Origin of the sequence: Lactiplantibacillus fabifermentans DSM 21115 (genome assembly GCF_000498955.2) — a bacterium.
Classification (GTDB): Bacteria; Bacillota; Bacilli; order Lactobacillales; family Lactobacillaceae; genus Lactiplantibacillus; species Lactiplantibacillus fabifermentans.
In genome coordinates this window covers 1-23184 of the sequence record NZ_AYGX02000037.1, presented here as the reverse complement: position 1 = coordinate 23184, position 23184 = coordinate 1, and the positions used below count along the sequence as shown (strand labels likewise).

The window sequence follows — 23184 nt, the reverse complement described above, 5'->3', positions numbered from 1 at the left end:
TTGTCCGTTAATGCTGAACGGTTTTTAGCAATTCATAATGTAAATAAATGCGAGCGCCCAGACGGTTAGTTTGTGCGCGTTACCGTGGGAGGCCAGTCCGGACATCATTACTCGCCGCGGGACCGACATTTCGACAAAAAAACCACCTACTGAAAATTCAAACTTTCAGTAAGTGGTTTTTTCAACTTCTTAGTTCTGAATGGTTAATCTTGGACTTTTGCAATGCGCCCTTGTTGAATGTAAACACTCAAAATGGCGATATCAGCCGGGTTGACCCCACTAATCCGTGACGCTTGCGCAATCGTATCTGGTTGAATCTTCTTAAGTTTTTGATGGGCTTCGGTGGCTAAGCCGTCGATAGCATCGTAATCAATGCGATCAGGAATCTTCTTAGCTTCCATCTTCTTCAAATGAGCCACGCGTTCTTCGGCCTTTTGAATGTAGCCCGCGTACTTAATTTGAATTTCAACTTGTTCCACAATATGGCGTTCCAATGGTTCAGCTGGTGCCGGGATAAATTTCATCAAATCCGCATACCGGACTTCGGGCCGCTTCAAGAAATCAGCTGCTAACACGCCGTCCTTGAGTTCACCAGAATTGTGGTCACGCAAGAATTGGTTAACGTCATCATTTGGCTTGATGCGGATTTTGCCCAGTCGGTCAAGTTCATCTTTGATTGCTTGGCGCTTAGCTTCGAAGGCCGCATAACGGTCATCATCAACTAAACCAAGTTCATGACCTTTGTCAGTTAAGCGTAAGTCTGCGTTATCATGACGTAAGATTAACCGGTATTCTGCTCGACTAGTCAATAAACGATAAGGTTCTTTGGTCCCTTTCGTCACTAAGTCATCAATCATGACCCCGATATACGCATCGCTACGCTTCAAAGTGAATTGACCTTTATCCAATGCCCGTAATCCAGCGTTGATCCCGGCCATTAAACCTTGACCAGCCGCTTCTTCATACCCAGAAGTCCCGTTAGTTTGACCCGCAGTATATAAGTTCTTAACGAGCTTGGTTTCTAGCGTGGCTTTCAACTGATAAGGGGCGACCACGTCATATTCAATGGCGTAACCGGGCCGCATCATTTCGGCATCTTCAAGACCTTTGATGGAGTGTAAAATCCGTTGTTGCACTTCTTCCGGCATCGAAGTTGATAGCCCTTGGACATACCATTCATCAGTATTGCGGCCTTCTGGTTCCAAGAATAATTGATGGCGCTTCTTATCCGCAAACCGGACAATCTTATCTTCGATTGACGGGCAATAACGTGGGCCCACCCCTTCAATCACGCCAGTAAACATTGGCGCCCGGTCGAGGTTTTCGCGAATGATTTCGTGGGTCGTTTCATTCGTATACGTTAACCAGCATGATAACTGGTGCTTCAAATCAATATAATCTTCATCTTTAGTTTCAAAGCTGAAATGATGGGGTTCCGGATCACCAGGTTGTTCTTCAGTAACACTGTAATCAATCGTATTACCGTCAACCCGTGGCGGGGTCCCAGTTTTGAACCGTTCAAGGTCAAAACCGAGCTTTTCCAAATCACCAGATAACTTCATGGCTGGTTGCGAATTATTAGGACCTGAAGAATACATCAATTCCCCAATAATAATCTTGCCGCGCGCGGCGGTCCCCGTCGTCAAAACGACACTCTTGGCACTGTAACGCGCCCCGGTGTTGGTGATAACCCCTTTGCAGACGCCATCTTCGACGATCAAGCCATCAACGATACCTTGCCGGAGCGTCAAGTTAGGTTCGCGTTCAATCGTATGCTTCATTTCAGCATGATAGGCATGCTTATCGGCTTGCGCCCGCAAAGCACGGACCGCGGGACCTTTACCCGTATTTAACATCCGCATTTGAACATAGGTCTTATCGATGTTACGACCCATTTCGCCACCGAGCGCGTCAATTTCACGCACGACGATTCCTTTGGCCGGACCCCCAACTGAAGGGTTACATGGCATAAATGCGACCATATCCAAATTGATGGTCATGAGTAACGTCCGGTTACCCATTCGGGCGGCTGCCAAGGCCGCTTCCGAGCCCGCATGACCAGCCCCGACGACGATAACATCGTAGTCGCGACCAGTATATTCCTTTACTTCTGGCATAATTAACTTTTTCCTCCGTCTTGCTACTTGCCTAAACAGAATTGGCTAAATAGTTGGTCTAATAATTCATCTTCATAGCTATCCCCGGTGATTTGACCGAGAAATTCCCAGCAACGCGTCATGTCGATTTGAACTAAGTCCACGGGCATGCCCGTTGCTAACCCCGTTTGCACATCTTGTAGGGCTTGTTTGGCTTGGTTCAACAACCCAATATGGCGGGCATTAGTGACCATGACGCTATTTTGACTGCTTTCGATACCTTCATTGAAGAACATCTTCGCAATCCGTTGTTCCAACTGTTCCACGCCACTTTGTTGTAAGACCGACATGCTCATCACATCGCCCATATCAACCACATCGGCTAATTGCGCTTGGTCTAATTTAGCCGGCAAATCGGTCTTATTCAAAATAATAATCCGCTTCGAATCGTCCGTCTCCGCTAATAATTCGCGGTCTTCTGCGGTCAATGGTTGGCTGTTATCTAAAACTAACAAGACCAAGTCGGCCGCGCCAATGGCTTTACGGCTCCGTTCGACCCCGATTTTTTCGACCTTATCGTCTGTATCCCGGATTCCGGCAGTATCGACCAATTTCAACGGTACCCCGCGAACATTGACGTATTCTTCAATCACGTCACGCGTCGTCCCGGCTACATCGGTGACAATCGCTTTGTCTTCGTGGAGCAAGTGATTCAACAAGCTAGATTTACCAACATTGGGCCGGCCGATAATGGCCGTGGCCAAGCCTTCACGTAAGACTTTCCCTTGTTTGGCCGTGGCTAACAGTTGATCAATACTTTGACCCACTTCAGTCGCCTTTTCCTTCAACATTTTAGACGTCATCGCTTCAACCGCATCGTATTCGGGATAATCAATATTCACTTCGACTTGCGCTAACACATCTAAGATGTCTTGCCGCAAATGCCGAATCAGGGTCGATAAATCCCCATCTAATTGGTTTAAGGCGACCTTCATCGATTTATCCGTCTTCGCACGAATCAAATCCATGACTGCTTCCGCTTGTGATAAATCCAAGCGGCCATTTAAAAAGGCCCGTTTAGTGAACTCACCAGGTTCCGCCATCCGCGCCCCGTGGCTCAAAATCAGTTGCAAAATTTCATTGGTGGCCACTAAGCCCCCATGACAATTAATTTCAATCACGTCTTCACGCGTGTAGGTTTTTGGCGCGCGCATCACCGAAGCCATCACTTCATCGACTTCTTGCTGCGTGCCCGGATCTACAATATGACCATAGTTAATCGTATGCGATTGGACCTGTCTTAAATCTTTTCCTTTAAAAATCTGTTCTACAACATCAAAAGTTTTATCACCGCTAATGCGGATAATCGAGATACCACCCTCACCAGGTGGTGTCGAGATGGCCGCAATCGTATCAAATTCTGTGGTCGTTGGCATGACCCATCAAGTCCTTTCTAAACGTTTACTCCAGCGTTTTACCGCTTAGTAGCATACCAAATTTTACTTACAATTAGTTAATAATATGTCCTAAAGTGCAGAAAAAAAGCGCCCAGTCCACGCCACCTTAAAGCGTGGATAAAGCACTTTGACTACTTTATCTAAAAGATAAGAATGATTAATACTTACTATAATAGCTCATTTGTGGTTTGTCAAACACCTGTTTGTTACCCCAAAATCACTACTTGCGAATCGCAACAACCACGGCCCGATGGGGATCGCGGCCTTCTGAAAAGGTCGTGACGTGATGATTATTCGCTAATTCGGCATGAATTAATTTCCGTTCAAACGATGGCATCGGATCCAAGAAAACTTGTTTCCCCGTCGCAATCGCTTCGCGGGCCGTACTTTCAGCCAGCCGTTTTAAAGTGGCTTCGCGCCGGTCGCGATAATCGTCCACATCTAAAACCACGTTCACATGCGAGGCACCATGATGATTCATATAAACTTGCGCAATATCTTGGAGCGCGTTAATCGTGCGCCCATGTTTCCCAATCAAGAGCCCTTGCCGTTCGGTATCAAAATTCAACGTCGCATAGCGGTTGCCGAAATCGACATCTAAATCAGACGTGATTCCTAACTGCTTCACAATATCGAGCAAATATGCACTCAAATCGCGCACGGCTTGTTCGTTAGCCGCTTGGCGCGCCGCAATTTCTTCCGGTGTCCGCACGGGCGCAATCGTAGCCGCAGTCGTCGTTTCGACCGTGGCCGCGCTACTGGCTGGACTAGTAATGGTCGGGGCCGCTTGGGGCATCTTAGCTACTGGGACTGCTGAGGCCACCGGCGCTACCTTAACTTCATTAACCGCTGCTTCACTCAGCGGCGCAATGGGTTTGTCGGTAGCGACCTTGATTGGCGCAGTGGTCGTACTAGCAGTGGTCGGGGCAACGGTAGCCGCCATGGTTGGCGCTACTGTTGGGGCAGTCGTGGCCGCGGCCGATGTTGGTAAGGCCGTCAATTCAACTTGAGCTGGTTGCTTGCCCATACCTAAGAAGCCTTTTTTTGGTTCGGCGATTACGTCAATATTGACTTGGTCGCGGGTTAAGTGCATTTGTTTTAAGCCGGCCGTTACGGCGGCTTCGATTGTATGACCTTCAAATACTGTCATATGTAATATCCTCCTCGGAAAAAATACCTGCGTTTATTATAACATTACCGTCTAGGGCGCGGGGGATTGAGGTTGAGGGTTTAGGATTCGTTAAGGTGTTGGCGGCAGGTGTTTTTGTTATTGACTATTTGGTAAAAATAATTCGTTTTATGTAGGGGAATTAGTGTACTTGGTTATTATTGGATTACTGGGTTCAGGTTGGTTGGATGTTAGTGTATTTTTTTGGTGGGATGTGCTTGCTTTATTGCCGAAACGCGAAGAAAACCACAACTGCCCCCTCCGCTTGCTACGCGATAGTGAGAATGCACAACCCACATTATCACTATCACTAGGCAATGCTCAGTCTCAACCCGCTGAATTTCTCGCTCTACAAAAAAAGACCCACCACACGGCAGGTCCATTTGTATTTAACGTTTATGATTGCGAATCGCACGCTTCCTGGCTTTTTCAAGGTTGCGTTTGCGGTCGCGTTCTTTTTGTTGCTTCGCTTCCCGTTCGCGATTGATCTTGAATGGGTTTTGAAGTAATAAGGTTTGCCCAACTTGGAAAGCGTTGGAAATAACCCAGTATAGGGACAACGCGGATGGGACGTTGATGGCCGTGATCAAGATCACGATTGGCATCAAGTACGTCATCGATGTCGTCATCGTATTTTGTTCTGGTTGCGACTTCATCGCTAACCAGGAACTAGCAAACGTGAATAACGCCGCTAGGATTGGCAAAATGTAATACGGGTCTTTGCTCCCTAGTTGTAACCATAAGAACGAACCACTCTTCAAGACTTGGGTCCGCCAGATTGCTTGGTACAACGCAATCAGGATTGGCAACTGAACAAGCATTGGTAACATGCTGGCCATCGGATGGACGTTATGCTTGGCGTATAACTTCTTCATTTCCGCTTGGAGCTTTTGCTGGGTTTCCATATCCCGTGATGAATATTGCTTTTGAATAGCTTTCATCTCGGGTTGGATTTCCTGCATCGCTACCATATTACGGGTTTGGAAGACCATCAATGGCAAGATGATAATCCGGATGATCAAGGTAAACATGATAATCCCGATCCCATAGCTATGCCCAAACAAGTGTGACAACCAAATAATCGCCCGTGAGAAGTTCAAGATGATCAAGCCATCCCAAATCCCGGTACTCTTATTGGTAATCGGGGTATTGCTACACCCGGTCAACACTAGCGCAATTGCAAAAATGGCCAGCATTGCCAGTATTTTTCTGTACTTTTTCAAATGAAAGTCCTCACTTTAATCATTGTCCAGCAGGTGCGCTAGCTTGAGCGCATGGCTTAGAGCAGCTTTGGTTTCGGCTTGCGACTTACCGGCAACGGTTGGTCGGGCAATGACGAGGAAGTCAGCATCTTGTTTAAGTTGCGGCTTTAACTCGGTGATTGATTGCCGAATCCGGCGTTTAACCCAATTACGCGCCACGGCATTCCCAATCTTTTTACCGACTGAGATGCCAACGCGGAAATGAGGTTGCCCCGGTTTTTCCAAAACGTAAATGACAAATTGACGATTGGCATACGAGTTGCGGGTCTCAAAAACTTGTTGGAACTCAGTTTCCTTTTTTACCCGATATGATTTTCGCATAATCCATCTCCATGTGTGCGCTCGAAATGAGCGGATTGCTACACAACTTTACAGCCCTAAACACGATGGTCTAGGACTGTAAAGAAAAAGCCACTGATAATCAGTGGCCTATGCAGACAATACTTTACGGCCTCGTTGGCGTCGACGGGCTAACACTTTACGGCCATTGCTGGTGCTCATCCGTTTGCGGAAGCCATGTACACGTTGACGATGGCGTTTCTTTGGTTGGTAAGTTCTCTTCATCATGACACCTCCTTCTCAACATGACATGAATCAATTCGATTAAGTCGTTATTTTCAAAACACATTCTATCATTAAACGCATTTCCTGACTACTATATCATATTTATTCCCATTTGAAAACCTACAAATAAAATTTTCAACGACGGGCTAACGTTGATTTTAACAGATTTTGGCAGCAATTGCTTGTGGATGATGCGCGGATAAAAAAATCCCATCCCCAGATTATCCACCGACTTGTCGACAAAATCACGGGGTGTGATTAAGTTACCCACAGGCATATATTTTGGTGTGTATAACTAATTATAACCGCGTCGTGACAAGCTTGTTTTTAAACGTCTTTCTGTGGATAACTGTGAATAAATTCAAATTTTTCGTTTTTTCGACAACTTGTGCATAACTCTAAAAACACCCTGTGATTTATTTTTACACTTGTTCGTCCACTTGTGGAAAACTCCGAATGTTCATGCTAGAATAGAATTACGTTTTTGAAGAAAAGGGGTATCCACGTGCTGGAACGTAATGACTTATGGAATATCATTAAGTTCTCCATGAAAAGCGATCTCTCATCGATTACTTTTCAAACGTTTGTCGAACCGGCCAAACCGCTCCAACTCAATCATTCGCAGATGACAATTGAAGTTCCGACTAAATTACACCGCGATTATTGGGAAAATAACTTGGCAGCTAAATTTACCGATTATGCCATCCAAGCGACCAACGAGCAAATTACGCCGGTGATGATAACCGAAGAAGAACGTCAGCAGCTTACGGAAAAATCGCAAGCGACTACCGGTAACGTTGCTAGTGGTGAAACGGCCACCGCAACTACCCCCACATTTATGCGGGAAACGAAACTCAACCCGAAATATACATTTGAAAGTTTCGTCATCGGCAAAGGGAACCAAATGGCCCATGCCGCGGCGTTAGTTGTGTCCGAAGAACCGGGCACCATGTATAATCCGTTGTTTTTCTATGGTGGCGTCGGGCTGGGTAAGACCCACTTGATGCACGCTATCGGTAACAAATTATTGGAAACTGATCCAACGAGTAAAGTTAAATACGTGACAAGCGAGGCTTTCACGAATGACTTGATCAACGCCATTCAAACGGGGACGCAGGAATCCTTCCGCGAAGAGTACCGCAACGTTGATTTATTACTCGTCGACGACATCCAATTTTTCGCCAATAAGGAAGCCACTCAAGAAGAGTTCTTCCATACATTCAATGCACTATATGAAGAAGATAAGCAAATCGTGTTAACTTCCGATCGCTTACCTAACGAAATTCCCAAGCTCCAAGATCGCTTAGTATCGCGGTTTAAGTGGGGCTTATCGGTTGATATTACGCCACCAGATCTGGAAACCCGGATCGCTATTTTGCGTAACAAAGCTGATTTAGAAGGAATCGACATCCCCGATGACACGTTAAGTTACATCGCTGGCCAAATCGATTCCAACGTGCGGGAACTAGAAGGCGCCTTAGCGCGGGTTCAAGCCTATTCGCGCTTGAATAATTCGCCGATCACCACAAGTTTAGTGGCCGACGCGTTAAAGAGTTTGAATTTAAGCAGCAAACTATCCGAAGTATCGATTCCCATTATTCAGGAAAAAGTCGCTAAGTATTATCACGTTACGATGGCCGACCTTAAAGGGAAGAAACGCAATAAACAAATCGTGACTCCCCGACAAATTGCCATGTACCTTTCCCGTGAACTGACCGACAGTTCGTTACCACGGATTGGGAATGAATTTGGCGGCAAAGATCACACGACCGTTATTCATGCCTATGACAAAATTGCGGCGGCCTTAAAAACCGACCCCGATTTGCAACAAGCCATCGGTGATTTGAAAAGTCAGCTCAAAGCTTAGTGTGGATAAAAAAGCATAACTCAAAAAGTTTTCCACAACTTATGCACATGTGGAAAACTAAATACCATCAAGGTTTTTAAAACTTTTCCACAGTACCCACTGCTCTACTATTACTACGATTTTTTATCTATTAGTTTATATAAGACTCGTATCGTCCATGAAGAGAGGATTTATTATGAAGTTCACGATCAATCGATCCGCATTTATTAAAGAATTAAATAACGTGCAACGCGCGATTTCATCCAAGACCACAATTCCAATATTGACGGGCTTAAAGTTAGACGTTAGTACGAATGGCATTACTTTAACGGGTAGTGACGCTGATATTTCGATTGAAACGACCATTCCAGCTGATGATGACAACAATACGTTAGTCGTTGAAGATGCTGGAGCCATCGTCTTACCAGCCCGTTTCTTCAGTGAAATCGTTAAAAAGTTACCTGAAGATACGATGACCGTTGCCGTCACAGACGGTTTTCAAACGCAGATCACTTCAGGCGCGGCCTCGTTTACGATTAACGGCTTAGATCCTGAAAATTACCCACATTTACCAGAAATTGATACGACTAATACGTTGACCTTAGCTGGTGACGTTTTCAAAGAATTGATTGGCCAAACCGTTATTGCGGTTTCTAACCAAGAAAGTCGGCCAATCTTGACCGGGGTTCACTTTATTTTAAGTAATGGTGAATTTTTAGCCGTTGCCACCGATTCGCATCGCTTGAGCCAACGTAAAATTAAGTTGCCCGAAGCCAATAACGCCGACTATGACGTGATTATTCCTGGGAAGAGCCTCACTGAACTTTCCCGAATGATCGGTGATGATAATCCCGATGTTCAAATGCGGTTATCGGAAAACCAAGTATTATTTGTCTTAGGCAACACTTCGTTTTATTCGCGTTTGTTGGAAGGTAACTACCCAGATACGTCGCGGTTAATTCCGAAAGAATCCAACACGACGGTTGAAATTGAAGCGCCGGCCTTGTCCGCTGCGATCGAACGGGCGTCATTACTTTCACACGAAAGCCGCAATAACGTGGTTCGTTTCTCAGTGAATCCCAGCGACAAAACAATTACGGTCTTTGGGAACTCGCCCGATGTTGGTGAAGTAACGGAACAATTACATCCCGCGGAATTAACTGGTGATGAATTGGAAATTTCATTCAACCCGGACTACATGAAAGAAGCGTTACGGTCATTTGGCCAAGCCATGATCAAGATTTCCTTCACGATGGCATTACGGCCATTCACCTTAGTGCCAACTGAAGAAGGCGAAAACTTTATTCAATTAATCACCCCAGTACGGACCTTTTAATTAGCTGAATAAATATACAAACAACTAAAAAAGGCGGTCAATCTATTACAGATTGACCGCCTTTTTGCATATTAAATTAATTGGCGGTTGGCATGGTACAACTGCTTTTGCAGGTGATGTAACTTTTGAAGTTATATCGTTTCGGAGACTGAATTGTATTTATGCATAACGTTAAATTGTGACGGAAAGGTTGGCGCCCAATAAAGCGTCTGGGCATTTGAAAGAGTAGTACTGGGCTTTTAGAAAATTTCGGTAAATTGACTAGGTGGGAGTCGAGTTGCGACAAAAGTCTTAGAAGGCTGACAGTTAGCAAGTTAACCGTACTTCACAATAAAAAAATGTTCACCACAAATGGACACGACTACCAAACCGAATTAGATTGGCACCATTATTATCGAAAGACATTCTAGCTGCCCGCTGACCGTAATGGAAGTCGCTATGCAGGTGGCGTTGACGGGATTGGGCTGTATCCCGTTTACACTACGGACGCCTTTTGAGACTTGGTTTTCAGGCTCAAAAGCGAGGTTCAAGACCGTTTCTCAGGCTTGGACCGGTCCTCATAGCGGCTGGAATTACGGTCAGCGGGCAGCGGCAACTATTCAGTATCTGAAAGCAATGTCTCAGACACATAGCTGAAAAGCCCATTTTCAAATGGATTTTAACGTAAAAATTCGGTCGATTTTGTTAAAAATCGCGAATTTGGCGAATTTTAGCAAATTTACCCCCAACCTAGTACCCCGACATTAGTTTTGCTTAAATCGGCTTAAAATGGCTCTGAATGCGGTTATAAATTGAATTTTCAGTAAAAAACAGGTATAATATAACCTGTTGAGGCCTGTCTTCAGGCCTACCAACACACGTTTAACAGCTTGAGATGGAAAGGTTAGGCAGGTGAGATTGTGAAACAGCCAGTAGAAATTGCAACGCCCTTTATTACATTAGGGCAACTTTTAAAAGAAGAGGCCATCATCAGTTCCGGTGGCCAAGCCAAATGGTTCCTAAAAGAAACGACCGTCTTGGTGAACGGTGAACCCGATGATCGGCGTGGTCGCAAACTTTATCCCGGCGATACGATTGAAGTTGCGGACAACGGATCATTTTTTATTCGCTCAAATCAGACAGAATCGACTGATTAGATGTACTTAGAAAATTTGGAACTACATGATTTTCGTAATTACGCCGATTTAGCCGTGTCCTTTAATCAAGGAGTCAACGTCCTATTAGGTGAAAATGCGCAAGGTAAGACGAATTTGCTCGAAGCAATTTACGTTTTAGCGTTAACGCGCAGTCATCGGACCGCTAACGATAAGGAACTGATTCGTTGGCAGACGAATACGGCAACGCTCAAAGGTCGGCTACATAAAGCGACGGGGAGCGTGCCGCTGGAGTTGACGCTCGGCAAAAAAGGTAAGCGGGCCAAAGTTAATCATTTGGAACAAGCTAAATTATCTCAATATATCGGCAACTTAAACGTCATCGTGTTTGCCCCGGAAGACTTATCCATCGTCAAAGGGGCCCCCGCGGTGCGACGGCGATTTATGGATATGGAGTTTGGCCAGATGAGCCCGAAGTATTTGTATAACTTAAGTCAGTATCGCACCATTTTGAAGCAACGTAACCAATACTTACGCCAGCTCAATCGGCATGAGGCTAAAGATAAAGTTTATTTAGGCGTCTTGTCCGATCAGTTAGCGGCGTTTGGCGCGGAGATTATTGCGAAACGGTTGCAGCTACTTAAGCAACTTGAGCATTGGGCCCAACAAGTGCACGCGGAAATTACGCAAGATCAAGAACAACTGACTTTTCATTACGCGACTCATTTAGCTGATGATCAATTAGGTAGTGTCGAAGAACTTTACCAGACGCTGCAAACCGGTTATGCCCAACAACAAGCCAAAGAAATTTTTCAAGGGACGACCTTACTGGGGCCGCACCGCGATGATTTGCAATTTAGCGTCAACGGTAAAAATGTTCAGACGTTTGGCTCCCAAGGCCAACAACGAACGACGGCGCTGTCCGTTAAATTAGCAGAGATTGACTTGATGAAAGCGGAGACCGGTGAATATCCAGTCTTGCTCTTAGACGATGTGTTATCAGAACTCGATGCTGCCCGGCAGACGCATTTGCTGACAGCTATCCAAGATAAAGTTCAAACTTTCTTGACGACGCCGAGTTTAGATGGCGTGGCGCGAAAGTTAATCAATGAACCCAAAGTATTTGAAGTTAGCCATGGTATTTTACATGAGGAGGAACCGCATTGACCGAAAACGAAAAAGAAACCAAGCTTGAACAAGCGCGCGAATATGACGCCAGCCAAATTCAAGTTTTGGAAGGCCTAGAAGCCGTCCGTAAGCGGCCTGGGATGTATATCGGGACCACGAGTAGTCAAGGTCTCCATCATTTAGTTTGGGAAATTGTCGATAACGGGATCGATGAAGCCTTAGCGGGATTTGCCGATAAGATTCATGTGACCGTTGAAAAAGACAACAGTATCACTGTCACCGATAATGGGCGGGGGATTCCCGTTGATATCCAAAAGAAAACTGGGAAACCCGCTTTGGAAACGGTCTATACGATTCTACATGCCGGTGGGAAATTCGGCGGTGGCGGCTACAAAGTTTCTGGTGGGCTCCATGGGGTCGGGGCATCCGTTGTAAACGCCTTGTCCACGGAATTAGATGTCAAAGTGACGCGTGATGGCAAAGTCTATTACATGGACTTTACCCGCGGTAAGGTGAAGACGCCAATGAAAGTCATCGCGACCGATGCGCCAATGGATGCGCATGGGACCGCGGTGCACTTCTTACCAGATCCTGATATTTTCCGTGAAACGACGACTTACGACATTAATGTGTTGACGACGCGGATTCGCGAATTGGCCTTCTTAAACAAAGGCTTACAAATTTCAATTCGTGATAATCGTCCAGACGAACCGACTGAACAAGACTTCTTGTATGAAGGTGGGATTCGCCACTACGTTGAATTTTTGGATAAGAATAAATCCGTACTGTTCCCGGAACCGATTTATGTCGAAGGCGAACAAAAAGGGATCACGGTGGAAGTCGCGTTGCAATATACCGATGATTATCACAGCAACTTGATGACCTTCACGAACAATATCCATACGTATGAAGGTGGGACCCATGAAGAAGGGTTCAAACGTGCTTTAACGCGGGTCATTAATGACTATGCGCGTAAAAATAATCTCTTAAAAGACAGCGACGCCAATTTATCTGGTGAAGATGTCCGTGAAGGGATGACGGCGGTCGTTAGTGTCAAGCATCCGGACCCTCAATTTGAAGGGCAAACTAAGACTAAACTTGGTAACTCGGATGCCCGGGCAGCGGTTGATCGCTTGTTCTCAGAACATTTCAACAAGTACTTGATGGAAAACCCAAGCATTGGCCGTAAAGTGGTCGACAAAGGGATGCTCGCTTCCAAAGCGCGGGTCGCGGCTAAGCGCGCCCGGGAAGTTACGCGGAAGAAGAGCGGCTTGGAAATTAGTAATTTACCAGGTAAGTTAGCCGATAACTCTAGTAAAGATCCTGAAATCAGTGAATTATTCATTGTCGAAGGGGATTCCGCCGGTGGTTCGGCTAAGCAAGGACGGTCGCGGTTAACGCAAGCCATCTTGCCTATCCGGGGGAAAATTTTAAACGTTGAAAAAGCAAGTATCGATAAGATCTTAGCTAACGAAGAAATTCGTTCCTTGTTCACGGCAATGGGGACCGGCTTTGGTGGCGACTTTGACTTGAGCAAAGCCAACTACCATAAGTTGATTATCATGACCGATGCCGATGTCGATGGGGCCCATATTCGGACGTTATTGTTGACCTTGTTCTACCGTTACATGCGGCCATTAGTCGATGCCGGCTTTGTCTACATCGCCCAACCACCGTTGTATCAAGTTCGCCAAGGTAAATTTGTCCGTTATATTGATTCCGATGAAGAATTGAGTGAAGTGATGGGGCAATTAGCACCGTCACCAAAACCAGTTGTTCAACGGTATAAAGGGCTTGGTGAAATGGACGCGGAACAATTATGGGAAACGACTATGGATCCCGAACGTCGGCGCTTATTGCGCGTGCGTGATGAAGATGCCGCTGATGCGGATGATGTCTTCTCAATGTTAATGGGGGATCAAGTTAAACCCCGGCGTCAATTTATCGAAGACAACGCTAAGTTTGTTCAAGACCTCGACGTCTAATAATTAAATTTAAAATACGCTAATAAGCACAACACAGGCAAAGGAGGATGAAAGACTTGGCTGATGCGGATTTACCAACGCGAATCACAGATGTGAACTTGTCCAAGACGATGCGGACGTCATTTTTAAGCTACGCGATGAGTGTTATCGTGGCGCGGGCGTTACCGGACGTTCGGGACGGTTTGAAACCAGTTCACCGGCGCATTCTTTATGGAATGAGCGAATTAGGGGTTACTCCCGACAAGCCTTATAAAAAGTCAGCCCGGATCGTCGGGGACGTCATGGGGAAGTATCACCCCCATGGGGACTCCGCGATTTATGAATCAATGGTCCGGATGGCACAAGACTTTAGTTACCGCTACATGTTAGTTGATGGTCACGGTAACTTTGGGTCTGTCGATGGTGATGGGGCGGCCGCGATGCGGTATACCGAAGCCCGGATGAGTAAGATTGCCGTTGAAATGTTGCGCGATATCAATAAAGATACCGTCGACTGGCAACCTAACTACGATGATACGGAACGTGAACCCGCCGTTTTACCAGCGCGGTTCCCGAACTTATTAGTTAACGGGGCCACGGGGATTGCGGTCGGGATGACCACCAATATTCCACCGCATAACTTGTCCGAAGTTATTTCGGCCATCCACTTGTTGATGGATAATCCGGATGCTACGACGGCGGACTTGATGGAAGTCTTACCGGGCCCTGATTTCCCAACTGGCGGAATCGTCATGGGTAAATCTGGGATTCGGAAAGCCTACGAACATGGACGCGGGAATATTATTATTCGGGCGAAAGTGGACATTCAAGAACAAAAGAACGGCAAGCAACGGATTATCGTCACCGAATTACCTTATATGGTCAACAAGGCGAAGTTAATCGAACGGATTGCTTCTTTAGCACGGGACAAAGAAATCGAAGGTATTACTGATATCAACGATGAATCTGACCGTGAAGGGATGCGGGTCGTCATTGACGTCCGCCGTGACGCCAGTGCTTCCGTTATTTTAAACAACCTTTACAAGATGACATTGATGCAAACCAATTATGGTTTCAACATGTTAGCCATCGTTAAAGGGGCGCCGAAAGTTTTAAGCTTGAAGCAAATCTTGATCTACTACTTGGAACACCAAGAAGATGTCATTCGCCGGCGGACCCAATTCGATTTGAAGAAAGCCCAAGCGCGGGCCCATATCTTAGAAGGGTTACGCATTGCGCTGGATCATATTGACGAAATCATTACGATTATTCGTCAATCCCAAACGAGTGAAATCGCTAAAAACCAATTAATGGAAAACTACGGCTTATCTGATAAGCAAGCCCAAGCTATCTTAGACATGCGGTTAGTCCGGTTGACCGGTTTGGAACGCGAAAAGATTGAAAGTGAATACCAAGACTTGTTAAAAGCGATTGCTGACTATAAAGCCATCTTGGCGAGTCGCGAACGGATCAACCAAATCATCTATGAAGAATTGCTAGAAATTCAACGTAAATTTGGTGATAAGCGCCGAACCGAATTAATGGTCGGGGAAGTCTTGAGCATTGAAGACGAAGACTTGATTGAAGAAGAAGAAGTCGCTGTTACGTTGACCCATAATGGGTACATCAAGCGCCTACCAACGACGGAATTCAAGTCACAACATCGTGGTGGTCGTGGGATTCAAGGGATGGATGTCCATGATGATGACTTCATCGAACATCTCTTGACGACTTCGACGCATGACGTGTTGTTGTTCTTCACCAACGCTGGGAAAGTTTATCGGATGAAGGCTTACGAAATTCCAGAATACGGGCGGACCGCTAAAGGGATTCCGGTCATTAACTTATTGGGCGTCAACTCCGGCGAAAAGATTCAAGCCGTGGTTAACGTTTCAGGTGATGCCGATGATTCCGACAAATTCTTGTTCTTTACGACCGTTAAAGGGGTCGTTAAACGGACGCCGGTCCAAGAATTCAGCAACATCCGAAGCAATGGGTTAAAAGCCATTACGTTGAAGGATGACGATGAATTGATTGGTGTCACGGTGACGGATGGTAGCCAAAATGTGATTATCGGGACCCATGACGGTTATGCCGTTAGTTTCGATGAAACCACTGTTCGGTCAATGGGCCGGACGGCTGCCGGGGTCCGCGGGATTCGTTTACGCGATGACGACTTCGTCATTGGGTTCGATATCTTGAAGCCGGACAGTAAGGTCTTTATCATTACCGAAAAAGGTTATGGGAAACAAACGCCTGCCGCTGAATACCCAATCAAGGGTCGAGGTGGTAAAGGGATCAAGACCGCCAATGTGACTGACAAAAATGGTCACTTAGCTGGCTTGACGACCGTTGAAGGTGCGGAAGATATCATGGTGATGACTGATCAAGGGGTTATGATTCGCTTTGGGATTAGTACCGTTTCGCAAACGGGTCGGGCAACCTTAGGGGTACGTTTGATTCGCTTAACGGGTGACGGTAAAGTCGCGACGATGGCCAAGGTTGATCCAGAACCAGAAGAAGCTGAAACGGCCGCCGCAACTGATGCGACGACGCCGGATGGTGAAAGCGTGCCAGCATCAACGGCTGAAACGACGGAACCAACCGGTACGCCAGCACCAGCTGATGGTGATACGGATGATACTACCGATGAAAACTAAGGTTTAACAAAAATGCGGACCAGCCCAGTGCTGATTCGCATTTTTTTATGGGCCTTTTCAAATAGTGATGAAGCTGGTTGTTGCCGCAGTTGGCTGACCGTAATTCCATTGTCCTGGGACCGGTCCAAGCCTGAAAAGCGGTCTTGGACCGATTTTTTGAGCCTGAAACCCAAGTCTCAAAAGACGTCCGTGGTGTAAACGGCCAAAAAACGCCCGTTAACGCCACTTTCAGGACGATTCCATTACGGTCAGCCAACTGCTAATCTCAGCTCAGTCTCAAAATAACGTAAGTATATGAAATTGTGATTGAATATTTTCAATCGTGGTTGGTCTAATCAAAAACTAGCTGTTAGTAACCGACATTAAGAAAGCGTGGTATTACTTCAAGGTAAACGCCAACGTAGTGATTAATTGGCGTATCAGTGATCGGGTTGTGTGTGGGATGCTAGTTGTACGTAAGTTGGATTCTGGGAAGCTCTGTCAAGATTGTGCCATTTTTGGATGACTGATGATGTGTCGTCAGGATAGCTTTTTGAAAAAGTTTGAAATTTTTTCAAGAAATAAAAAGTATTTCCCGGGAAATATGCGTAAATATAAAGTGTAACGGGTTCTGATGACTTAGTTACGTCGGCCGCTTCAAAGCTTGCAACCTGTGGATTTAGATGCTATACTTGTAATTCGTGAGTATCTAACTCTGTTTAGATTACTTTCCTTGCTCTTCAAAAAGAAGGGCCTGAAGTCCATAAGGAGGTGCAAATTTCATGAGTGAGTCAAAGAAATATGAAATTACTTACATCGTGCGTCCCGACATCGACGATGCTGCTAAGACAGCTTTAGTTGATCGTTTCGACAAAATCTTAACTGATAACGGTGCGGAAGTAATTGATTCAAAAGATTGGTCGAAGCGTCGCTTCGCATACGAAATCGGCGGGTTCAACGAAGGTACTTATCATATCGTTAACGTTACTGCTAGCGATGATGCCGCATTGAACGAATTTGATCGTCTTTCAAAGATCAATGATGACATTTTACGTCACATGATCGTTAAACGCGAAGCATAATAAATCGAAATTAACTGAGAGAGGAGCACTTCTGCATGATTAACCGTACCGTACTTGTTGGCCGACTAACAAGAGATCCAGAATTACGTTACACGCAAGGTGGCGCCGCGGTTGCGACGTTCACGATTGCGGTCAATCGTAGTTTCACGAATCAAAATGGAGAACGTGAAGCTGATTTCATTAGCTGCGTCATTTGGCGTAAGGCTGCTGAAAACTTTGCGAACTTTACCCATAAAGGGTCACTAGTTGGGGTTGATGGCCGGATTCAAACCCGGAATTATGAAAACCAACAGGGACAACGGGTCTATGTTACAGAAGTGGTCGTTGACAACTTCTCATTATTAGAATCACGCGCAGAATCTGAACGTCATCAGGCTGCAAATGGTGGTAGTGGTAGTAACAATAGTAACTACAACAACAATAATGGTGGGTACAATCGTCAAGGCCAAAACGCAGCTCCTCAACAATCATCATCTGCTAACAATAATCCTTTTGGGAGTGGCAATAGTAGTTCAAGTGCGCCAAGCACGAACAACAATGCTGGGAATGCGAACGCCAATAATGGTGCGAACAATAACCAAGCTGATCCATTCGCCAATAATGGGGATCAAATTGATATCTCGGATGACGATTTACCATTCTAATGTAGCTTAGCTACTGATATCGAGGAGGGAAATCACCAATGGCACAACAAAGAAGAGGTGGCCGTCGTCGTCGTAAAGTCGACTTCATCGCCGCTAACCATATCGAATACATCGATTACAAAGATATTGACTTATTACGTCGTTTTATCTCAGAACGCGGTAAGATCTTGCCACGTCGAGTAACTGGTACGAGTGCTAAGAACCAACGTTCATTAACAATCGCTATCAAGCGTGCTCGGATCATGGGCTTATTACCATTCGTTTCCGAAGACTAATTCAGTCATTTAAAAAACCACAGAATCTTAATTCTGTGGTTTTTTGTTATCTTTTTTAACTACTGGGAGTCAGTCGCCAGTTGTGCCTAGCAATGTCACCGTGGGGCAATCCTGGAAGCCAAAGAGCGGTCTTCCAGGCGGTTGATTGCCTGGAAAAGCACCAGTCAGTCAACGCGGCCCATGTCGTAACCACGCAAAAGACGCGTGCTAACGACATCGACACGGTGTCATTACTAGGCACAACTGGCTAGATTACGATTGCTTAGTTGGTGTTAATGTAGCGACACTATTTTAGTAACGGTGTGTTACTTTCAAAAGACCCGACGATTAATGATTGCTTGGCGCAGTAGTTGTGGGGCGTCAGGTTGGTATTAATCGCAGCAACTAACCAGCTGATTGGTTTGTAAATTAGGCGTGGTTGACCGTTTCTTGAATCCGGTGGTTAGCCGTCGAAACACTAAAATGCGACCCCAGTTTGTGATAAAATATAACTATTACTGAGAACCTTGAGGGAATTTCAAATGAAAAAATTTTTTTCGCGCGAAAACATTCCATTTTTCTTACAAAATCAACAATTACGGCTATTGTCATTAGTCATTTTAGGCTTATCACTAATTGCGTTAGTGGCGGGCTTCTTGATGAATTGGATCTTTGGGACGATTGTGCTCATTTTGATCATTATGGCGAGTGTCTTGTCGTATAATACGTTGATCGAGCTAAGTTCAAGCGCTAATGAATATATATCAGATTTATCATACCGGATTAAACGTGGCGAACAGGAAGCGTTAATTCAAATGCCGTTGGGCGTCATGCTCTTTAATGCGGACCAAACGATTGAATGGGTCAATCCGTATTTGCAACGGTACTTTGGCAATCAAGATGTGATTGGTTATCGACTGGAAGACGTTGATGCGGACCTCGCAGCGGCCATTAACGGCCACTTAGACGCGCCAGCGACGATTCGTTGGCATGATTACCAGTTTGACTTGCGCGTCCAACAGAGCACCAATACGGTCTATATGATGGACGTCACCAAGTACGCTGAACTGGAAGACCAATTCGAAGATGAAAAAGTGGTGATTGGGCAGATTTTCTTGGATAACTATGATGAAATCACCCAATCAATGACGGATACGGATATTTCAAATTTAAATAATTACGTCACCAACGAGTTGTCCAAATGGACGCAAACGTTTGGGATGTACTTAAAACGACTCGATGATGACCACTTCTTCTTACTCGGCTATGCCAACAGTTTGCGTCGCGTGGAAGAAAATAAATTCAAAATTTTGGATGTTATTCGGGAATCAACGTCGAAGCAAAACTTCCCCTTAACGTTAAGTATTGGGATTGCATACGGCGAGCGCAACATGAATAATTTGGCGGATCTGGCGCAAAGCAACATGGACCTAGCCCTTGGACGGGGTGGGGACCAAGTGGTTGTGAAAGCGGAAGATGAACAAGCCCGTTTCTATGGCGGGAAGACGAATCCGATGGAAAAACGGACCCGGGTCCGGGCGCGGATGATCAGTCAGACGCTCCAAGAATTAATGAACCAATCCGACCAAATTTTTGTTCAAGGACATCATCAACCCGATATGGATTCGGTGGGGGCCTGTTTAGGAATTCGCCGAATTGCGGAAATGAATGATAAGCAATGTTGGATCGTGTTGGACGAACAAAATGTCCATTCCGACATTCAACGGTTATTAGACCAATTGAAGACTGATGAAAATATTGAAGCCTCCATTATTTCACCAGCCGAAGCGTTAGAAAAAGCGACCGACCAAAGTTTATTAGTGATGGCCGATCATTCTAAGCCGAGCATCTCCATGTCTAAAGAGCTCTACGAACGGTTGGAAAACCGCGTCATGATTATTGATCATCATCGCCGGGGCGAAGAATTTCCCGAAAACCCCGTTTTGGTTTATATTGAACCATATGCTTCTTCGACGTGTGAGTTGATTACCGAAATGTTTGAATATCAATCACACGATGCGGAACCAATTAATAAGATTGAAGCCACGGCGATGTTGACCGGGATCGTCATTGATACGAAGTCCTTCTCATTACGGTCCGGTTCACGGACCTTTGATGCCGCCAGCTATTTACGGTCGGCGGGGGCGGATAGCGTCTTAGTCCAACAATTCATGAAGGAAAATGTCGATAGTTACTTACAACGTAACCATTTGATTGAATCCGTTGAATTTGTTAACTCAGACATGGCGTTATGTGTCGGTGAAAATGATCAAGTTTATGATCCGGTAACGGCTGCTCAAGCGGCGGACTCGTTATTGTCGATGTCGGGCGTGGATGCGTCATTTGTGATTACCCGTCGTGAAGATGGGCGTGTCGGCATTTCGGCGCGGTCAATGGGCGAAATCAATGTCCAAGTTTATATGGAAAAACTCGGTGGCGGGGGTCATTTGTCCAATGCTGCGACCCAAATCGAAGGGCAGTCGGTTGATGAAGTTAAACAAACTTTGATCGATTTATTGACTGCGAGTGATGATGAAAATTCAGAATCTAATTAGGAGTGAGCACATATGCAAGTTATTTTCTTAAGCGATGTCCGTGGTAAAGGTAAACGGGGCCAAGTTAAAAATGTTCCCGATGGTTATGCAACCAACTTTTTAATCAAAAAAGGCTTGGCTAAAGAAGCCACTAAAGCCGCAATCAACACCTTGAAAGCTGAACAAAAGTCTGAAGCAGCTCGGGCAGCCGAAGAATTAGCCGACGCTAAAAAGACCAAAGTTTCGTTGGAAGCCGATGAAACGGTCGTGGAATTAAAAGCCAAGGCCGGTACGGATGGCCGTTTATTCGGGTCAATTCCTAGCAAGCAAATTGCCACGGCGTTAGCCGACCAATATCAAGTGAAGTTAGATAAGCGTAAGATCGAATTACCAGAACCCATCCGGGTCTTAGGTTTTACCAACGTGCCAGTTAAATTACATCCCGAAGTTACTGCAAAAATTCGGGTGCACGTCGTCGAAAAATAAAAGGATGTACCGCAAATGAACAATGAGGTGTTGGACCAAACCCCACCACAAAATATTGAAGCCGAAAAAGCGGTTTTAGGGGCCATTTTCTTAAATAGTGATGCGTTAGTCGAAGCGATGGAATTCGTTGAAGCCCAAGATTTTTATCGACGGGCGCACCAAATCATCTTTGAAAGCATGGTCACGTTGAATGACCGTGATGAAGCGATTGATGCCGTGACGGTCAGCGACTTGTTGACGGCGCAAAATCAATTAGATGATGTCGGTGGGATGAGTTACATCGCTGAATTGGCCGGTTCCGTACCAACGGCCGCCAATGCGGGTTATTACGCTAAAATCGTTGCCCAAAAGTCAACGGTGCGGCGATTAATCAAGACAGCCACGGAAATCACGACGAAAGCTTACACCGAAAGCGATGACGTGACGACGCTGTTAGATGATGCCGAACGTGACATCATGAATGTGTCGGAACAACGGAACCAAAGTGGCTTCAAGTCGATCACGGAAGTCCTACAATCATCGATGGAAGAAATCGATCGGTTGTATCAAAATGACGATGACATTACCGGTCTACCAACGGGATTTGCGGAACTCGACAAGATGACCGCCGGCTTACAGCCCGATAACTTGATTATCTTGGCGGCGCGGCCGGCCGTTGGGAAAACGGCCTTTGCGTTAAACATTGCGCAAAACGTCGCGACTAAGACTGATACGACGGTCGCCCTATTCAGTTTGGAAATGGGGGCCGAATCACTCGTTAACCGGATGCTTTGTGCGGAAGGTAGTATCGACGCCGGTCATTTACGGACTGGGCAGTTGAATCAAGAAGAGTGGGAACATTTAGTCGTCGCGATGGGGAGTCTATCCAAGGCTAGTATTTATATCGACGATACGCCGGGGATTAAGATGTCCGAAATTCGGGCGAAAAGTCGGCGGTTGGCGAAAGAACAAGGTAACTTGGGCTTGATCGTCGTCGATTATTTGCAGCTGATTGAAGGTGGCAACACTGAAAGTCGGCAACAAGAAGTTTCGGAAATTTCACGGCAAATGAAAAAACTAGCTAAGGAATTAAGTATCCCCGTCATTGCGTTGTCCCAGTTGTCACGTGGGGTTGAACAACGGCAAGATAAGCGGCCGGTGTTATCTGACATTCGTGAATCTGGCTCAATTGAACAAGATGCCGACATCGTTGCTTTCTTATATCGGGAAGATTATTATCGTTCCGAAGATGATGAAGACGGCGGTGGCAATTTCGGTGGTGGTGGCGGTGACTTTAACGGCGGTGATCCACGTGAAGACGAGGACGACCAAGATGTCGGTGAAGTCGAAGTTATTATCGAAAAAAACCGGGCCGGGGCGCGGGGAACCGTTAAGTTATTGTTTGTAAAACCATTCAATAAATTCTCGTCGGTTTCCTACGCACAAGACCCACAACAAGCTGGTTAGGTTAGCAGAAGTTGCTGATAGATTTAGATTGTTGTAAAAAAACGCGGTTGCTATTATTGGCAGCCGCGTTTTTTTGACTTCAACATATCTTTACAAAAAAGTTAACATAACTTGATAGTTAACTAAGGTTAATGGTAGATTGTAAAATTAATCCGAACGCTGTTCGGACAAAAAAGATCAGCTT

18 protein-coding genes are annotated in these 23184 nt (G+C 45.6%); 12 read left to right on the top strand and 6 right to left on the bottom strand.

Annotated features, from left to right (window positions below):
* Window positions 1-203: 203 nt before the first annotated feature.
* From mnmG to rpmH, 6 genes are all read right to left on the bottom strand, one after another.
* On the bottom strand, window positions 204-2117 hold the full coding sequence (gene mnmG, locus DY78_RS02845) for a tRNA uridine-5-carboxymethylaminomethyl(34) synthesis enzyme MnmG (RefSeq protein ID WP_024626202.1): 1914 nt from the start codon (window positions 2115-2117) through the stop codon (window positions 204-206).
* 23 nt (window positions 2118-2140) lie between these two features.
* Complete coding sequence (gene mnmE / locus DY78_RS02840; protein WP_024626201.1) at window positions 2141-3532, bottom strand: tRNA uridine-5-carboxymethylaminomethyl(34) synthesis GTPase MnmE; 1392 nt, start codon at window positions 3530-3532, stop codon at window positions 2141-2143.
* A gap of 241 nt (window positions 3533-3773) precedes the next feature.
* A complete protein-coding gene (gene jag / locus DY78_RS02835) occupies window positions 3774-4703 on the bottom strand; it encodes an RNA-binding cell elongation regulator Jag/EloR (RefSeq protein WP_024626200.1) in 930 nt (309 codons plus the stop codon).
* Between the two features lie 407 nt (window positions 4704-5110).
* Window positions 5111-5944, bottom strand: coding sequence for a membrane protein insertase YidC (gene yidC, locus DY78_RS02830; protein ID WP_024626199.1), 834 nt, complete (start codon window positions 5942-5944; stop codon window positions 5111-5113).
* 15 nt (window positions 5945-5959) lie between these two features.
* Window positions 5960-6304 (bottom strand): ribonuclease P protein component, encoded by a 345-nt coding sequence (gene rnpA / locus DY78_RS02825; RefSeq protein ID WP_024626198.1) that lies wholly within the window; start codon window positions 6302-6304, stop codon window positions 5960-5962.
* Between the two features lie 108 nt (window positions 6305-6412).
* Window positions 6413-6547: a 50S ribosomal protein L34 gene (gene rpmH / locus DY78_RS02820; protein ID WP_003640225.1), complete on the bottom strand. Its 135-nt coding sequence runs from the start codon at window positions 6545-6547 to the stop codon at window positions 6413-6415.
* 505 nt (window positions 6548-7052) lie between these two features.
* Here rpmH and dnaA point away from each other — a divergent pair.
* The 12 genes from dnaA to dnaB all read left to right on the top strand — a co-directional run bounded on the left by dnaA (window position 7053) and on the right by dnaB (window position 23000).
* The gene (dnaA, locus tag DY78_RS02815; protein ID WP_024626197.1) at window positions 7053-8414 is read left to right on the top strand and encodes a chromosomal replication initiator protein DnaA; all 1362 of its coding nucleotides are present in this window, start codon (window positions 7053-7055) and stop codon (window positions 8412-8414) included.
* Between the two features lie 175 nt (window positions 8415-8589).
* Entirely contained in the window at window positions 8590-9729 is a 1140-nt protein-coding gene (dnaN, locus tag DY78_RS02810; RefSeq protein WP_024626196.1) for a DNA polymerase III subunit beta, read from the top strand.
* A gap of 899 nt (window positions 9730-10628) precedes the next feature.
* Entirely contained in the window at window positions 10629-10865 is a 237-nt protein-coding gene (gene yaaA, locus DY78_RS02805) for a S4 domain-containing protein YaaA (RefSeq protein ID WP_024626195.1), read from the top strand.
* Window positions 10866-11990: a DNA replication/repair protein RecF gene (recF, locus tag DY78_RS02800; protein ID WP_024626194.1), complete on the top strand. Its 1125-nt coding sequence runs from the start codon at window positions 10866-10868 to the stop codon at window positions 11988-11990. It begins immediately after the preceding gene.
* The gene (gyrB, locus tag DY78_RS02795) at window positions 11987-13936 is read left to right on the top strand and encodes a DNA topoisomerase (ATP-hydrolyzing) subunit B (RefSeq protein ID WP_024626193.1); all 1950 of its coding nucleotides are present in this window, start codon (window positions 11987-11989) and stop codon (window positions 13934-13936) included. Before recF ends, gyrB begins: the two co-directional genes overlap by 4 nt.
* 56 nt (window positions 13937-13992) lie before the next feature.
* Complete coding sequence (gyrA, locus tag DY78_RS02790; protein WP_024626192.1) at window positions 13993-16575, top strand: DNA gyrase subunit A; 2583 nt, start codon at window positions 13993-13995, stop codon at window positions 16573-16575.
* A 761-nt stretch (window positions 16576-17336) separates the two neighbouring features.
* Window positions 17337-17636 (top strand): 30S ribosomal protein S6, encoded by a 300-nt coding sequence (gene rpsF, locus DY78_RS02785; protein WP_024626191.1) that lies wholly within the window; start codon window positions 17337-17339, stop codon window positions 17634-17636.
* Between the two features lie 35 nt (window positions 17637-17671).
* Window positions 17672-18280, top strand: coding sequence for a single-stranded DNA-binding protein (ssb, locus tag DY78_RS02780; RefSeq protein ID WP_024626190.1), 609 nt, complete (start codon window positions 17672-17674; stop codon window positions 18278-18280).
* Between the two features lie 38 nt (window positions 18281-18318).
* Window positions 18319-18555 (top strand): 30S ribosomal protein S18, encoded by a 237-nt coding sequence (rpsR, locus tag DY78_RS02775; protein WP_024626189.1) that lies wholly within the window; start codon window positions 18319-18321, stop codon window positions 18553-18555.
* Between the two features lie 521 nt (window positions 18556-19076).
* Window positions 19077-21089, top strand: coding sequence for a DHH family phosphoesterase (locus DY78_RS02770; RefSeq protein WP_024626188.1), 2013 nt, complete (start codon window positions 19077-19079; stop codon window positions 21087-21089).
* Window positions 21090-21101: 12 nt separating this feature from the next.
* Complete coding sequence (rplI, locus tag DY78_RS02765; protein ID WP_024626187.1) at window positions 21102-21554, top strand: 50S ribosomal protein L9; 453 nt, start codon at window positions 21102-21104, stop codon at window positions 21552-21554.
* Between the two features lie 15 nt (window positions 21555-21569).
* The gene (dnaB, locus tag DY78_RS02760; RefSeq protein ID WP_024626186.1) at window positions 21570-23000 is read left to right on the top strand and encodes a replicative DNA helicase; all 1431 of its coding nucleotides are present in this window, start codon (window positions 21570-21572) and stop codon (window positions 22998-23000) included.
* Window positions 23001-23184: the final 184 nt, after the last annotated feature.

Coding starts and splice junctions, on each gene's coding strand:
- mnmE (WP_024626201.1), bottom strand. CDS start 3,532: ATGCCAACGACCACAGAATTTGATACGATTGCGGCCATCTCGACACCA.
- dnaN (WP_024626196.1), top strand. CDS start 8,590: ATGAAGTTCACGATCAATCGATCCGCATTTATTAAAGAATTAAATAAC.
- DY78_RS02770 (WP_024626188.1), top strand. CDS start 19,077: ATGAAAAAATTTTTTTCGCGCGAAAACATTCCATTTTTCTTACAAAAT.
- mnmG (WP_024626202.1), bottom strand. CDS start 2,117: ATGCCAGAAGTAAAGGAATATACTGGTCGCGACTACGATGTTATCGTC.
- ssb (WP_024626190.1), top strand. CDS start 17,672: ATGATTAACCGTACCGTACTTGTTGGCCGACTAACAAGAGATCCAGAA.
- rplI (WP_024626187.1), top strand. CDS start 21,102: ATGCAAGTTATTTTCTTAAGCGATGTCCGTGGTAAAGGTAAACGGGGC.
- jag (WP_024626200.1), bottom strand. CDS start 4,703: ATGACAGTATTTGAAGGTCATACAATCGAAGCCGCCGTAACGGCCGGC.
- rpmH (WP_003640225.1), bottom strand. CDS start 6,547: ATGAAGAGAACTTACCAACCAAAGAAACGCCATCGTCAACGTGTACAT.
- recF (WP_024626194.1), top strand. CDS start 10,866: ATGTACTTAGAAAATTTGGAACTACATGATTTTCGTAATTACGCCGAT.
- rpsR (WP_024626189.1), top strand. CDS start 18,319: ATGGCACAACAAAGAAGAGGTGGCCGTCGTCGTCGTAAAGTCGACTTC.
- dnaB (WP_024626186.1), top strand. CDS start 21,570: ATGAACAATGAGGTGTTGGACCAAACCCCACCACAAAATATTGAAGCC.
- rpsF (WP_024626191.1), top strand. CDS start 17,337: ATGAGTGAGTCAAAGAAATATGAAATTACTTACATCGTGCGTCCCGAC.
- rnpA (WP_024626198.1), bottom strand. CDS start 6,304: ATGCGAAAATCATATCGGGTAAAAAAGGAAACTGAGTTCCAACAAGTT.